The organism is Lentzea flaviverrucosa (genome assembly GCF_003350445.1).
In the GTDB taxonomy this organism is placed as follows: Bacteria; Actinomycetota; Actinomycetes; order Mycobacteriales; family Pseudonocardiaceae; genus Lentzea; species Lentzea californiensis.
The window spans coordinates 100234-115410 of the sequence record NZ_QQAU01000003.1; the positions used below are offsets into that span (position 1 = coordinate 100234).

The 15177-nt window shown below is 73.2% G+C and carries 2 protein-coding genes; both read left to right on the forward strand.

Annotated features, from left to right (window positions below; translation table 11 throughout):
- Positions 1-34: 34 nt before the first annotated feature.
- Positions 35-6379 (forward strand): type I polyketide synthase, encoded by a 6345-nt coding sequence (locus tag DFR72_RS10560; protein ID WP_090062991.1) that lies wholly within the window; start codon positions 35-37, stop codon positions 6377-6379.
- A gap of 31 nt (positions 6380-6410) precedes the next feature.
- A complete protein-coding gene (locus DFR72_RS10565) occupies positions 6411-15176 on the forward strand; it encodes a type I polyketide synthase (protein WP_090062990.1) in 8766 nt (2921 codons plus the stop codon).
- The last annotated feature ends 1 nt before the right edge of the window (position 15177 follow it).

The following is a 15177-nucleotide window of genomic DNA, read 5'->3' on the forward strand; positions in this document are numbered from 1 at the left end:
TCCACACAGGACGCTGCCACAAGGAGGAATCGGCATGACCAGCGACGACCGGACGCTCGACTACTTGAAGCGGTTGACCACCGAACTCCGCGACACCAGGCGTCGCCTGGACGAGGTCCAGGAGAGCGCGTCCGAGTCGCTGGCCGTCATCGGGATGGCCTGCCGGTACCCCGGCGGGATCGCCTCGCCGGAGGACCTGTGGCGGCTGGTGGCGCAGGGCGGTGACGGCGTGACGAGCTTCCCGGACAACCGGGGCTGGGACGCCGCCTCGCTCCACCACCCCGACCCGGACCACCGCGGCACCACCTACACCACCGCGGGCGGCTTCCTGCACGACGCGGACCGGTTCGACGCGGAACTGTTCGGGATCTCGCCACGCGAGGCGCTGGCCATGGACCCGCAGCAGCGCCTGCTGCTCGAGGTCACGTGGGAAGCGCTGGAACGCGCCGGAATCGCCCCCGCCTCGCTGAGGGGGAGCGCTACCGGGGTGTTCGCCGGAGCGATGCGCACGGAGTACGTGTCCGGTTTGACGTCGGTGTCCGAGGACGTCGAGGGTTTCGTGGGCACCGGCTCGTCCAACAGCGTGCTGTCGGGCCGGGTGTCCTACACGTTCGGCCTGGAAGGGCCGGCGGTGACCATCGACACCGCGTGTTCGTCCTCTTTGGTCGCACTGCACCTGGCCGGGCACGCCCTGCGCACCGGTGAGTGCTCGCTGGCCCTGGTCGGCGGGGTCACCGTGATGTCCACGCCGGAGACGTTCGTCGAGTTCTCCCGCCAGCGCGGGCTGGCCGTCGACGGGCGGTGCAAGGCTTTCGCGGCCGCGGCCGACGGCACGGGGTGGTCCGAGGGCGCCGGTGTGCTGCTGCTGGAACGGTTGTCCGACGCCCGCCGCAACGGGCACCGCGTGCTCGCGATCGTCCGCGGTTCGGCGGTCAACCAGGACGGGGCCTCCAACGGGCTCACCGCTCCCAGCGGCCCGTCCCAGCAACGGGTGATCCGCCAGGCGCTGGCGAACGCTCGTCTGTCCACATCGGACGTCGACCTCGTCGAGGCGCACGGCACGGGTACCCGGCTCGGTGACCCGATCGAGGCGCAGGCGTTGCTGGCCACCTACGGCCAGGACCGGGACGAGCCGCTGTACCTGGGGTCCATCAAGTCCAACATCGGTCATTCCCAGGCGGCCGCCGGAGTCGCCGGAATCATCAAGGTCGTCGAGGCCATGAGGCACGGGGTGCTGCCGCGCACGCTCCACGTCGACGAGCCGTCGCCCCACGTCGACTGGACGGCGGGCGCCGTGGAACTGCTCACCGGCGAGCGCCCCTGGCCCGCTGTCGACCGGCCGCGCCGCGCCGCGGTGTCGTCGTTCGGCCTGAGCGGCACCAACGCCCACGTCATCCTCGAGCAGGTCCTGGAGGAGCAGGAGGACGTCGAACGGACGCCTCCGGCGGTGTTGCCGTGGGTGTTGTCGGCCAAGAACGAGAGCGGCCTGCGAGCGCAGGCGTCCCGCGTCCTCGACGCCGTGGGAGGAGCCGATCCGCTCGACGTCGCCTGCTCGCTCGCGACCACCCGGTCCACGCTCGACCGGCGGGCCGCGGTGATCGGCTCGACCCGTGCCGACCTCGTGGCCGGTCTGACCGCGCTGGCGGAGGGTTCGCCCTCGCCCGCCGTCGTGTCGGGCACCCCGCTGATCGGGCGCACGGCGTTCCTGTTCACCGGGCAGAGCAGCCAGCGCTGCGGCATGGGTCGCGAGCTCTACCAAGCCTTCCCCGCCTACGCCGAGGCGTTCGACGCGGTGGCGGCGGCGCTGGACGAGCACCTGGACCGGTCGCTCGCCGGCGTGGTCTTCGGCGACGACCAGGACCTGCTCGACCGCATGGGGTACCTGCAACCGGCTCTGTTCGCCGTCGAGGTAGCGCTGTTCCGGCTGCTGGAGTCCTGGGGCGTGCGTCCCGACTTCGTCGCCGGCCACTCCATCGGTGAGCTCACGGCCGCGCACGTGGCCGGTGTCTGGACGCTGCCGGACGCGGCGAAGATGGTCGCCGCCCGCGGCAGGCTCATGGAGGCGCTGCCCTCCGGCGGTGCCATGGTGAGCGTTCAGGCCTCGGAGGAAGAGGTGCACGCCGCGCTCGTCGACGGCGTCGAGATCGGTGCGGTCAACGGTCCGGACGCGGTGGTGTTGTCCGGCGACGAGAACGCGGTCCTCGCGGTGGCGGAGTCGTTCGCCGAGCGCGGCCGCAAGACCAAGCGGCTGCGCATGACGCACGCGTGCCATTCGGCGCGCATGGACGGCATGCTCGCCGAGTTCACCGCGGTCGCCCAGAGCGTCTCCTACGGTGCCGCGCGCATCCCGGTGGTGTCCAACGTGACCGGCAAGCTGGCCGGCACCGACGAGGTCACCGAGCCGGGGTACTGGCCGCGGCACGTCCGGCAGTCCGTCCGGTTCGCGGACTCGATCACCTGGCTCCGCTCCGAGGGGGTCTCGAGGTTCGTCGAACTGGGACCCGACTCGGTGCTGACCGCCATGCTCGCCCGCGTTCTGCCCGACGAGGACGTGCTGGCCGTGCCGATGTTGCGCGGCGGCCGTTCCGAGCCGGTGACGGCGACGACCGCCCTCGCCGCGCTGCACGTGCGCGGCGGGCGCGTGGACTGGCGGACGTTCTACGAACGCACCGGGGCTCGTGCGGCGGAGTTGCCCACCTACGCGTTCCAGCACGACAGCTACTGGCTGAAGTCCGCGGGCAGCGCGGGAGATCCGGCCGGGCTGGGCCTGGCCGACGCCCGCCACCCGTTGCTGGGTGCGTCGGTGGCACTGGCCGACGACTCCGGGCTCGTCCTCACCGGCCGGGTCTCGCTCCCGACCCACCCGTGGCTCGCGGACCACGTCGTCGCGGGCACCGCGATCCTGCCGGGAACGGCACTGGTCGAGCTGGCGCTCCGCGCGGGCGACGAGTCCGGCTGCCCGCACCTGGAGGAGCTCACCCTGCACGAGCCGGTGTTCCTGGACGGCGCACGCGACCTGCAGGTCGTGCTGGCCGCGCCGGACGAGTCGGGCCGCCGGCCGGTGTCCCTGCACTCCCGCGCAGGTGAAGGCAGCTGGGTCCAGCACGCCTCCGGCACGCTGACCCCGTCGGCCGCGGCACCGGACTTCGACCTCGCCGAGTGGCCCCCGCGCGGTGCCTCCGCCGTCGACCTGGGCGACTTGTACGAAGCGTTCGCCCGCAACGGCCTGGAGTACGGGACGGTGTTCCGCGGCCTGCGGGCGGCCTGGCGCCTCGGCGACGAGGTCTACGCGGAGCTGCGGCTGCCCGAGGAAGGCGAGGCGCAGAAGGACGCGGAGAAGTTCGGCCTGCACCCGGCACTGCTCGACGCCTGCCTGCACGCCATCGGCCTCACCACGGACGAGGACTCCGGTCCCCGGGTTCCCTACCTGTGGCAGGACGTCGCCCTGCACGCGATCGGCGCCACCACGCTGCGGTTGCGGCTGACCCCCGGCCAGTCGGACGCGGTCACGCTCCGGGTCGCGGACGGCGTCGGCGCGCCGGTGGCCACCATCGGTGCGCTCCTGCTGCGCCAGATCAGCGCCGACCAGTTCAAGACGGCCGAACCGGGTGGACTGGACTCGCTCTTCCACCTCGACTGGACACCGCTCTCCATCTCCGGTGAGCACGACGTCGAGTGGGCCTTCGCCGACGAACTGGACGACGAGGTCCCGCCCCCGCCGGCCGTCGTGCTCCCGGTCCGCACGGGAGCGGCCGACGTGGCGGGCACCGCACTGGCGGAGACCAACCGGGTCCTCGCCGTGCTCCAGCGCTGGAACGCCGAGGAGCGCCTGCAGGCTTCCACCCTGGTGGTGCTCACCCGCGACGCGGCCGGCACGGACCAGGTCGACCCGGCGGCCGCCGCGGTCTGGGGTCTGGTGCGCTCGGCCCAGTCCGAGTACCCCGGCCGGTACGTGCTGATCGACACCGACGCCGAGCCGACCTCCGCACAGCTGGCGGCGGCCCTGTCCACCGGCGAGCCGCAGCTGCTCCTCCGCGGCGGTGAGTTCGCCGCGCCGCGCCTGGCCCCACTGCCTGCGGCGGACGAGCTCGTCGTTCCGGCCGGTCCGGCCTGGCGACTGGGCATGACCGGCCGCGGCACCGTGGACAACCTGCGCCTGGAGCCGTACCCGCAGGCACTGGAACCGCTGGCGGCCAACGACGTCCGGATCGCCGTCGCCGCAGCGGGCCTGAACTTCCGCGACGTGCTCAACGTGCTCGGCATGTTCGACGGCGAGCCCGGCCCCCTCGGCAACGAGGTGGCGGGCGTGGTGGTCGAGGTCGGATCCGGCGTGACGGACCTGGTGGCCGGTGAGGCCGTGATGGGCGTGGCGGCCGGTGGCGTCGGCACGGTCACCGTCGCGCCCCGCGCCTACGTGACTCGGGTTCCCGACGGCTGGTCGTTCGAGACCGCGGCCTCGGTCCCGCTGGTGTTCCTGACCGCGTACTACGGGCTCAAGGAGCTGGCCGGGCTCAGCGCGGGCGAGTCGGTGCTGATCCACGCGGGCGCCGGCGGCGTCGGCATGGCCGCCGTGCAGATCGCCCGGCACCTCGGCGCGGAGGTCTACGCCACGGCGAGCGCCGGCAAGCAGCACGTGCTGCGCGAGGCAGGGCTCGACGACGGCCACATCGCCGACTCCCGCACGCTCGACTTCGAGCAGCACTTCACGACCACCAGCGGTGGGCGCGGCGTCGACGTCGTGCTGGACGCGCTGACCGGTGACTTCGTCGACGCCTCGCTGCGGCTGCTGCCGCGCGGCGGCCGGTTCATGGAGATGGGCAAGGCCGGGCTGCGCGACCCGGACGAGGTCGCCGCGCGGCATCCCGGAGTCCTCTACCGGCCCTTCGACCTGATCGAGGCCGAGCTGGAGCTGCTCGCCCGGATGTGGTCCGAGGTGGTCGAGCTGTTCGACCGCGGTGTGCTCACGCCGTTGCCGACCCGTGTCTGGGACGTGCGGCGCGCCCCGGAGGCGTTCCGCTTCCTCAGCCAGGCCAAGCACATCGGCAAGCTGGTGCTGACGATCCCCGGCGGTCCCGAGCCGGACGGCACCGTGCTGATCACCGGCGGCACCGGCGACCTCGGCGGCCTGCTCGCCAGGCACCTGGTGACCGAGCACGGTGTCCGGCACCTGGTCCTGACCAGCCGTCGCGGCCCGGACGCGCCGGGTGCCACCGAGCTGGTCGCCGACCTGACCGGTTTGGGTGCCGCGGTCACCGTCGTCGCCTGCGACCTCGCCTCCCGCGACGCCGTGGCGGACCTGCTGAGCGCCATCCCGGACCGGCACCCGCTGACCGGTGTCGTGCACGCGGCGGGCGTTCTCGACGACGGCCTGGTCGACGCGCTCACCCCGGAGCGGGTGGACCGCGTCTTCGCACCCAAGGTCCACGCGGCCACCCACCTGCACGAGCTGACCCGGCACCTGCCACTGCGCTGGTTCGTCCTGTTCTCCTCGGCCGCCGGGGTGCTGGGCAACGCGGGACAGGCCAACTACGCCGCGGCCAACAGCTTCCTCGACGCCCTGGCCGTCCGCCGCCGCGCCGACGGCCTGGCCGCCCACTCGATCGCGTGGGGCCTGTGGGCGGGCGGCATGGGCGACCGGCTCGGCGAGGAGGGCGAGGAACGCCTGCGCCGCGCTGGTTTCCCGCCCATCACCTCCGCCGAGGGCATGGCGATGTTCGACATCGCCGTCGGCACCGCGCACCCGGTCCTGCTCGCACTGCGGGTCGACCGCGCCACGGTCCGCGCCAGCGCCTCGGACGCGTCCATGTCCCCGTTGCTGCGCAGCCTGGTCGGCGCTCCCGGCCGCGTGCGGGCCCGGGCGGCCGCCGCGCAACAGGACGGCGAACTGCTCCGCAAGCTCGCCGAGCTGACCGCGGCCCAGCGGGACGAGTTCCTGCTCGACCTGGTCCGGCGGGAGGCCGCACTGGTGCTGGGCAGGGCGGGCGCGGACAGCGTCGAGCCCGCCCGCGGTTTCAGCGACCTCGGGTTCGACTCGCTGACGTCGGTCGAGTTCCGCAACCGGCTGAGCGCCGCCACCGGGCTGCGACTGTCGTCCACGCTGGTCTTCGACTACCCCAGCCCGGCCGCGCTGTCCGCGTTCCTGCACACCGAACTGGCCGGCGACGCCGCACCGGCGAACACCGCGCTGATCGACCAGATAGGCCGGCTGGAGGCGATGCTCGCCGGCACCGATCCGGACGACACCGAGGTCGACCGGCGTCTGCAGCGCCTGCTGTCCGACTGGACGGCCAAGCGCTCGGACTCCTCCGGGAGCGATCTCGACACCGCGACCCCGGACACCATCCTCGCGCTGATCGACCACGAGTTCGGCACGCGCTGACCAGCCCCGGCCGTCATAGGAGCCATCACCGATGCCCACCGAAGAGCAGTACGTCGACTACCTCAAGCGAATGGCGGCTGACCTGCGGGAGAGCCGTCGGCAGCTGCGGGAGTCCGAGGAACGCCAGGCCGAGCCGATCGCGATCATCGCGATGAGCTGCCGCTATCCCGGCGAGGTCCGTTCGCCGCAGCAGCTGTGGGACCTCGTCAGCACCGAGGGCGACGCCGTCTCGCCGTTCCCGACCAACCGCGGCTGGGACCTGGACGGGCTCTACGACCCGGACCCGGAGCGGCAGGGCACGACCTACGTCCGCGAGAGCGGCTTCCTGCACGACGCCGACGAGTTCGACGCCGAGCTGTTCGGCATCTCGCCGCGCGAGGCCGAGGCGACCGACCCGCAGCAGCGGCTGCTGCTGGAGACCGCGTGGGAGGCCGTCGAGAGCGCCGGCATCGACCCGGCCTCGCTCAAGGGCAGCGCGACCGGCGTGTTCGCCGGTGTCACGAACACCGAGTACGCCACCCGGCTCACCGAGGTGCCGGGGGAGTACGAGGGGTACCTCGCCACCGGAACCCTGGGCAGCGTGGTGTCCGGGCGGATCTCCTACGTGCTGGGCCTGCAGGGGCCGTCGGTGTCGATCGACACGGCTTGCTCGTCGTCACTGGTGGCGTTGCACCTGGCCGCCCACTCGCTGCGGACGGGGGAGTCCACCCTGGCCCTGGCCGGCGGGGTGACGGTCATGGCCAGCCCCGGCCCGTTCGTCGACTTCTCCCGCCAGCGAGGGCTGGCCGCGAACGGCCGGTGCAAGCCGTTCGCCGACGGCGCCGACGGCACGAACTGGGCCGAGGGCGCGGGCATGCTGGTGCTCGAGCGGTTGTCCGACGCCCGGCGCAACGGCCACCCGGTGCTGGCCGTGATCCGCGGCAGCGCGGTCAACTCCGACGGTGCGTCCCACGGCCTGACCGCCCCGAACGGCCCGTCACAGCAGCGGGTGATCCGCCAGGCGCTGGCCGGCGCGCGGCTGTCGCCGGCGGACGTGGACGCGGTCGAGGCGCACGGCACCGGCACGAAGCTCGGTGACCCCATCGAGGCGCAGGCCCTGCTGGCCACCTACGGCCAGGACCGCACCGAGCCGCTGTGGATCGGGTCGGTCAAGTCCAACATCGGGCACACGCAGTGCGCCGCGGGTGTCGCCGGGGTCATCAAGATGGTCGAGGCGATGCGGCACGGCGTCCTCCCGGCGAGCCTGCACGTCGACCGGCCGTCCGGGCACGTCGACTGGTCGGCCGGAACGATCTCGCTGCTCTCCGAGCGGCGGCCGTGGCCGGAGGTGGACAGGCCGCGCCGCGCGGGGGTGTCCTCGTTCGGCATCAGCGGCACCAACGCCCACGTCATCCTGGAGCAGGCACCGGAAGAGCCGCTGCCGCCCCGCGACGTCCAGGCACCGGCCGTGGTGCCCTACGTCCTGTCGGGTGCGTCTCCCGCCGCGGTGCGCGCCCGGGCCGCGGCGCTGCTGTCCAGTGTGGACGAAGTCCCGAACGAGCCCGTGGACATCGCGCTGTCGCTGGCCATCACCCGCGCGGCGATGGACCACCGTGCCGTCGTCGTGGGTGCCGGCCCCGAGGAGCTGGCCGCCGGACTGCGCGCCGTCGCCGACGGCGACGCCGGAGCGATCACCGGGTTCGCCACCACCGGAAAGCTGGCCGTGTTGTTCAGCGGTCAGGGTTCGCAGCAGATCGGCATGGGCCGCGAGCTGCACGGCGCCTTCCCGGTGTTCGCCACCGCGTTCGACGAGGCCTGCGAGTACCTGCCGGGTGTGCGCGAGGTGGTGTTCGGCGACGACGCCGAGCGGCTGAACCGCACCGAGTTCGCCCAGCCCGCCCTGTTCGCCTTCGAGGTGGCGCTGTTCCGCCTGGTCACCTCGTGGGGTGTGGTCCCCGACCTCCTCGCGGGCCACTCGATCGGGGAGTTCGCCGCCGCCCACGTCGCGGGTGTGTTCTCCCTCGCCGACGCGGCACGGCTCGTGCTGGCCCGAGGTCGCCTGATGCAGACGCTCCCCGTCGGTGGAGCGATGGTGGCGGTCGAGGCGACCGAGGACGAGGTCCGCCCGCACCTCAGCGACGACGTGTGCCTGGCCGCGGTCAACGGCCCGCGTGCGGTGGTCCTGTCCGGAGCCGAGGAAGCCACTCTCGCGGTGGCGGAGCGGTTCGCCGACCGCCGCACGACGCGGCTGAAGGTCTCGCACGCCTTCCACTCCAGCCTGATGGACCCCGTGCTGGCGGAGTTCGCGGAGATCGCCCGTGCGGTCACCTACGGCGAGCCCACCATCCCGGTGGTCTCCACGCTGACCGGTGAGCTCGCCGAGCGGCTGACCGACCCGGCGTACTGGGTCGAGCACGCCCGCGAGGCGGTGCGGTTCGCCGATGCCCTCGAGACCTCGCGGAAGCGCGGCGTGACCGCGTTCCTGGAGCTGGGACCGGACGCCCCGCTGACCGCGATGGGCCGTTCCGCCCTGGCCGACGGCGTGGTGTTCGCCGCCGCGCAGCGCAAGGACCGCGAGCCGATCGAGACGCTCGTCCGCGCGCTCGCGGCGATGCACGTCAACGGTGTCGCCGTCGACTGGGCCGCCTACCTCGGCGGTACCGGTGCTCGCACCGTCTCCCTGCCGACGTACCCGTTCCAGCGCCGCCGCTACTGGCTGGAGGACGCCGGAGACGGCACCGCCGGCGCCGGCGGCGAGGACGACCGGTTCTGGTCCGTCGTGGCGAGCGGTGACGTCGAGGAGCTGGCCGCCGAGCTGGAGCTGCCGAACACGCAGGTCTCTCTCGGTGACGTCCTGCCGGCATTGGCGCGCTGGCGCACCTCCCGTGCGAGCGAGTCCGAAGTGGACGCCTTGGGATACCACGTGCGGTGGAAGCCGTTCACGCCGAAGTCGGCGGCGGCGTCCGGACGGTGGCTGCTGGTGTCCTCGTCGCGGTCCGGCGACTGGACCGACGCCGCCGCGGCGGCACTACAAGGAGTCCACGTCGAACGCGTGGTGCTCGACGCACCCGACCGAGCCTCCGTGGCGGTCGCACTGGACGGTGTCCAGGCGTTCGACGGTGTGCTCTCCCTGGTCGCGCTCGACGAGCACGAGATCGACGGCCTGTCCTTCGGTGCTGAAGCGACCCTGTCGCTGGTGCAGGAACTGGCAGCCCGTGAACTAGGCACTCCTCTGTGGACAGTGACGCGGCAGGCCGTGGCGACCGGTCCGCACGAGGCGCCCGCCTCCGCGGTCCAGGCCCAGCTCTGGGGATTCGGCAGGGCGGCCGCGCTGGAACACCCGCGGTTGTGGGGTGGACTGGTCGACGTTCCGGCCGAGCCGTCCGACCGTGTCAGCGCACTTCTCGGTGCGGTGGTCACGGGATCCCGCGGCGAGGACCAGGTCGCGATCCGCACGGCGGGTGCGTTCGGCCGTCGCCTGGCGCACGCCGAGAACACCGAGCCGGCGCGCTCCTGGAAGCCCCGGGGCACCGTCCTGGTGACCGGCGGTACCGGCGGTCTCGGTGGAGTGGTCGCCCGCTGGCTGGCCGAGGCGGGCGCGGACCACGTGGTGCTGGTCTCCCGGACCGGCGGGAACGCGCCGGGCGCGGAGTTCCTGCGGGAAGACTTGGGCGACAAGGTCTCCATCGTCGGCTGCGACGTCGCCGACCGCGACGCGCTCGAGAACGTCGTCGGCGAGTTCCGCGACGACCTGCGCGCCGTGTTCCACCTCGCGGGAGTCCTCGAGATCGGGCAGATCGAGACGATAGGCCGCGAGTCCTACACGGACGCGTTGCGCGCCAAGGTCTCCGGCACTCGGAACCTCGAAGAGGTCACCGAGGGGCTCGACCTGGACGCCTTCGTGTTGTTCTCCTCGATCGCCGCGTCCGTCGGCAACCCCGCGCAGAGCGTGTACGGCGCCGCGAACGCCTACCTGGAAGCTGTCGCCCAGCAGCGCCGGTTCCGCGGCCTGCCCGCCACCTCCGTCGCCTGGGGGCGCTGGGGCGAGGTCGGCATGGGCGTCAGCGGACAGGCCGACCAGTTGCTCAGCGACCTCGGCGTGCCCGCCATGGCACCGGAACTGGGTGTCGCCGCGCTGCGGCGCGCGCTCGGCCGCGAGGAGACCGCGCTGACCGTGGCGGCGTTCGAGTGGCTGAAGTTCGCACCCCCGTTCGCCGCGCTGCGACCGAGCCCCCTGCTCGCCGACCTGCCCGAGGTCGCGGCGATCGCCGAGGCCGACGCGCGGCGCGCGGAGGAGGGCGTCGAGGTCACCACGGCGTGGCGGACGCGGCTCGCCGGCATGCCCCAGGCCGAGCGCGAGCGCGTGCTGCACCAGCTCGTGCTCACCCACACCTCCGCCGTGCTGGGCCACGAGGACGAGGTCAGCGCCCAGCAGCTGTTCACCAAGCTGGGCATCGACTCGCTCACCGCGGTCGAGCTGCGCGGCCGGCTCAACGTCGAGACCGGGCTCGCGCTCCCGCCCACCATCGTCTTCGACCACCCGAGCCCGGCCGCCCTGGCCGCACACCTGCTCGCCGAGCTCGGCCCGCAGGAGCAGCCCTCGGCGACGAAGGCCGCCGTCCGCGCGAACACCGCGCAGGGCCAGGAGATCGCCGTCGTCGGCATGTCCTGCCGCTTCGCGGGTGGCAGCGACACGGTCGAGGACTACTGGCAGAACCTCATGCAGGGCAAGGACCTGGTCAGCCTGGCTCCGGAGAACCGGTGGAACGCCGCCGACTACCTCGACCCCGACCGCACCGCGCCGGGCAAGGCCTACACCCAGCACGGCGCGTTCGTCACCGACATCGCGGGCTGGGACGCCGCGTTCTTCGGGCTCTCGCCGCAGGAGGCACGCCGCACCGATCCGAGCTTCCGGCTGCTCATGGAGCTCGTCTGGGAGGCGCTGGAGGACTCCTCGCTGACCGCGGAAGAGCTGCGCGGCAGCCGCACCGGCGTGTTCGCCGGGCTGATCGACACCATCCAGTACAGCATGCGCCAGCTGGAGGCCGACGGCGCCGAGGCCTCGGACGACCCGTACTTCGGCCTGGGCAGCTCGCTGTCCGCGGCCGCCGGCCGGATCGCGCACCAGCTCGACCTGCGCGGTCCCTGCCTGACCGTGGACACCGCGTGCTCCTCCGCGCTGAGCGCCATGCACCTGGCCGTGCAGAGCCTGCGCCGCGGCGAGTGCGACATCGCGATCGTCGGCGCCTCCTCCACGATGATCAACCCGGAGGTGTTCGTCCAGTCCTGCAAGATGAGCATGCTCGCCGCCGACGGCCGCACGAAGACCTTCGACGAGTCCGCCGACGGGTACGTGATCGGTGAGGGCGGCGGCGTGGTCGTCCTGCGCCGCACCCAGGACGTCGCGCCGGGGCAACGCACCCGTGCGCTGATCCGCGGCACGGCGACCAACCAGGACGGCCGCAGCAACGGTCTCACCGCGCCCAACCGGGCCGCGCAGATCGCCGTCATCCGTGCCGCTCACGCCGACGCGGGCGTGCGGACCGACGACATCGGCTACGTCGAGGCGCACGGCTCCGGCACGCAGCTCGGCGACGCCATCGAGTTCACCGCCCTGCAGGAGGTCTTCGGCGAGCGCTCCGCGCCGGAACCGCTGTACGTGGGCGCGGTCAAGTCCAACGTCGGCCACACCCTGGCCGCCGCCGGGATGGCCGGTCTGGTCAAGACCGTGCTCGCGCTGGAACACGGCGAGATCCCGGCCAACCTGCACATGAGCACTCCCAACTCGGTCGTCACCCTGGACGGCCCCGTCCGGCCCGTGCAGACCGCGAGGTCCTTCCCCGCGGACGCCGGCGGCGTGCTGCGGGCGGGCGTCAGCTCGTTCGGCTGGTCGGGCTCGAACGTCCACTTCGTACTGGAGCGCGCGCCGCAGGGCTCGATGCCGCGATCGGGACCGCCGTGGCAGCTGCTCACGGTGTCCGGGCACAACGAGTCCAGCCTGCGCGCGAACGCCGTGGCGCTGGCCGATCACCTGGAATTCCACCCGGAGCTGGAACTGGCCGACGTCGCGCACACCACCCAGTCCGGGCGCAGCGCGCTGCCGGTGCGGACCGCCCTGCCGGTGCGCGACACCGCCGACGCCATCGCGTCCCTGCGCGCGGGCGTGACCGGTTCGGTGGTCGAGGACAAGCGCCGCTTCGGTCTGTTCCTCCCCGCGGCCCTGGGTTCCTGGCGCGGCGCCACGGAGGAGCTGTACCGCACCGAATCGGCGTTCAGCGCCGCGATCGACGAGTGTGCCGGCCTGCTCAACGGGCGGGTGGACCTGCTGGGCGCGCTGTACGGCGAGGCCGATGGCGACGAGCGGGCGGCCGTGTTCGCGGTCGAGTACGGCCTGGCCCGGTTGTTCGGCTCGCTGAACCTGGTCCCCGCCGTCGTGCTGGGTGCCGGGGTGGGGGAGTGCGTCGCCGCGGTCGTCGGCGGAATGCTGTCGTTGGCCGACGGTCTGGCACTGGCCCTGGACGGAACGGTTCCCACCGAGCCCGCGGAGCCCACGATCACCGTCGTGTCGCCGCGCACCGGCGCCGTGCTGACAGCGGCCGAGGTGTCCGGCGCCGCCTACTGGGCGGGGCAGTCCGACCGGATCGCCGACGGCCTGCAGGTGCTGGGCCGGCATGCCGAAGTGCTCGTCGAGGTCGGTCCGGCCGAGGCGAGCGGATCCCGGACGGTCAGCCTGCCGCTGGAGCAGGGTCGCCGGTCGTGGCTTGCCGCGCTCGGTGCGCTGTGGGAGCAGGGCGTGCCGGTGGACTGGGCGAGCGGCGCCGGTGCGGAACGAGTGTTCGTCCCGCTGCCCGCGTACCGCTTCCAGCGCACCCGCTACTGGCCGGAGTTCCCGGCGAACGCCACCAGCGCCCCTGCGGCGCCCACGGCCAACACCGGAATGCCGTCGTACGACGGCCTGAAGGCCCACGTGCCCACCTGGCGGCGCGACAACAGCCGCCCGCTGCCCGCCGCGGCCGGACCGCTGGTGCTCCTCGCCGAACCGGGCGGGTTCGCCGACAGGTTCGCCGCGCTGGCAAGGGAAGCCGGGCACGAGGTCGTCCACGCGCACACCCGGCCGCAGGACCAGGAGGACTACCGCGCTCTGCTGGCGGGCACCACCGGTGAGCCGCTGCGGATCGTGCACGCCTACGGCCTCACCGACACCAGTCAGGAAAGCGGCTTCTACAGCCTGATGCGACTCGGCAAGGCCATCGGCACAGAGTGCGCGGGCAGGCGGGTCGAGCTGATCAGCCTCGCGGCCAACGGGTTCGAGGTCCTCGACGGCGACGCCAAGGACCCGCACGCCGCGACCATCGCGGCGATCACGCCCGCCCTCGCCGCGGAGTACCCCCTGCTGCGGTCGCAGTACGCCGATCTCGGCCCGGACGGCGACCACGCCCGCCAGGCGCTGCGCGAGCTCGACGGCCTGGCAGCGTCCACTTCGGACACCGTGGACGGTGTCGCCGTGGCCGCGTGGCGGCACGGCCGTCGCTGGGTGCGCGACTTCGAGGTGGTCGGGCTGCCGGAGGTCGCCGACTCCGAGGCCTGGCGTCCCGGTGGCGTTTACCTCATCACCGGCGGTCTGGGCGAGCTCGGCCTGGCACTGGCGCGGCGGCTGGCCCCGCTCGGCACCAGGCTCGCGCTGGCCGGCCGGAAGGGGTTGCCACCGGAGGAGACCTGGGACTCCTGGATCGCGGAGAAGGGCGTCAACGACAAGACCAGCGGCGTGCTCATGGCCGTGGCGGAGCTGCGTGCCCTGGGCGCCGAGGTGTTCGTCGCCCAGGCCGACGTCAGCGACCCCGCACAGGTCGTGTCGCTGGTGCGGGAGGTTCGGGCGCACTTCGGTGAACTGCACGGCGTCGTGCACGCGGCGGGCGTCGCGGGTGGCGGACTGCTGCAGACCAAGACCGAGGAGCAGGCGGCCGCGGTGCTCGCGCCGAAGGTGGCGGGCACGCTGGCCCTGGCCGACGCGCTGCGCGACGACCCGGTGGAACTGCTGGTGCTCTACTCGTCGGTGGCGAGCCTGACCGTCGGCGTCGGCGCGACCGACTACGCGGCGGCCAACGCCTTCCTCGACTCCTTCGCGGTGGTGGAGGCCAACACGGGAGGGGTCGCCAAGCGCGTCGTCTCGGTGGCGTGGGGACCGTGGCAGCTCGACCCCTGGACGTCGGCGGGCCTCGCCGGCTCGGCCGAGATGCAGGAGGGCTCCAAGCGGTTCCGCGAGGAGTTCGGCATCCCGACCGAGGAGGGGACGGAACTGCTGTCCCGCATCGTGGCCTCCGGTGAGACGCAGGTGGCCGTGCTGTCGCTGGAGCTCTCCGACGCCCTGGCCGCACTGGCCCAGCTCGACTCCTTCGACGCCCTGGTGGGCGGCGCGGCGGTCGACCTGACCGACGGCAAGCGCTATCCGCGGCCGGAGCTGCGCACTCCCTACGTGGCCCCGAGCACGCCGGCCCAGCAGCAGGTGGCCGAGATCTGGCAGGCCTGTCTGGGTCTGGAGCAGGTGGGCGTCGACGACAAGTTCTTCGACCTCGGCGGCACCTCCCTGATCGGCCTGGTCGTGATCGGCCGCATCGGCAAGGAACTCGGCGTCGAGCTGGCGCCCGCGATGTTGTTCGAGAAGCCGACCATCGCCGAGTTCGCGACCCTGCTCGCCCAGCCGGAAGCGGCCGCGGCACCGGACCTCGCGGACGTGGCCGAGGACGCCTCCGCCCGCGGTGAACGCCGCCGGGCGCGCGCCGGAAACCTGCGCCGGCGCCAGACCGGAACCCGAAGGTGAG

Coding starts and splice junctions, on each gene's coding strand:
- DFR72_RS10560 (WP_090062991.1), top strand. CDS start 35: ATGACCAGCGACGACCGGACGCTCGACTACTTGAAGCGGTTGACCACC.
- DFR72_RS10565 (WP_090062990.1), top strand. CDS start 6,411: ATGCCCACCGAAGAGCAGTACGTCGACTACCTCAAGCGAATGGCGGCT.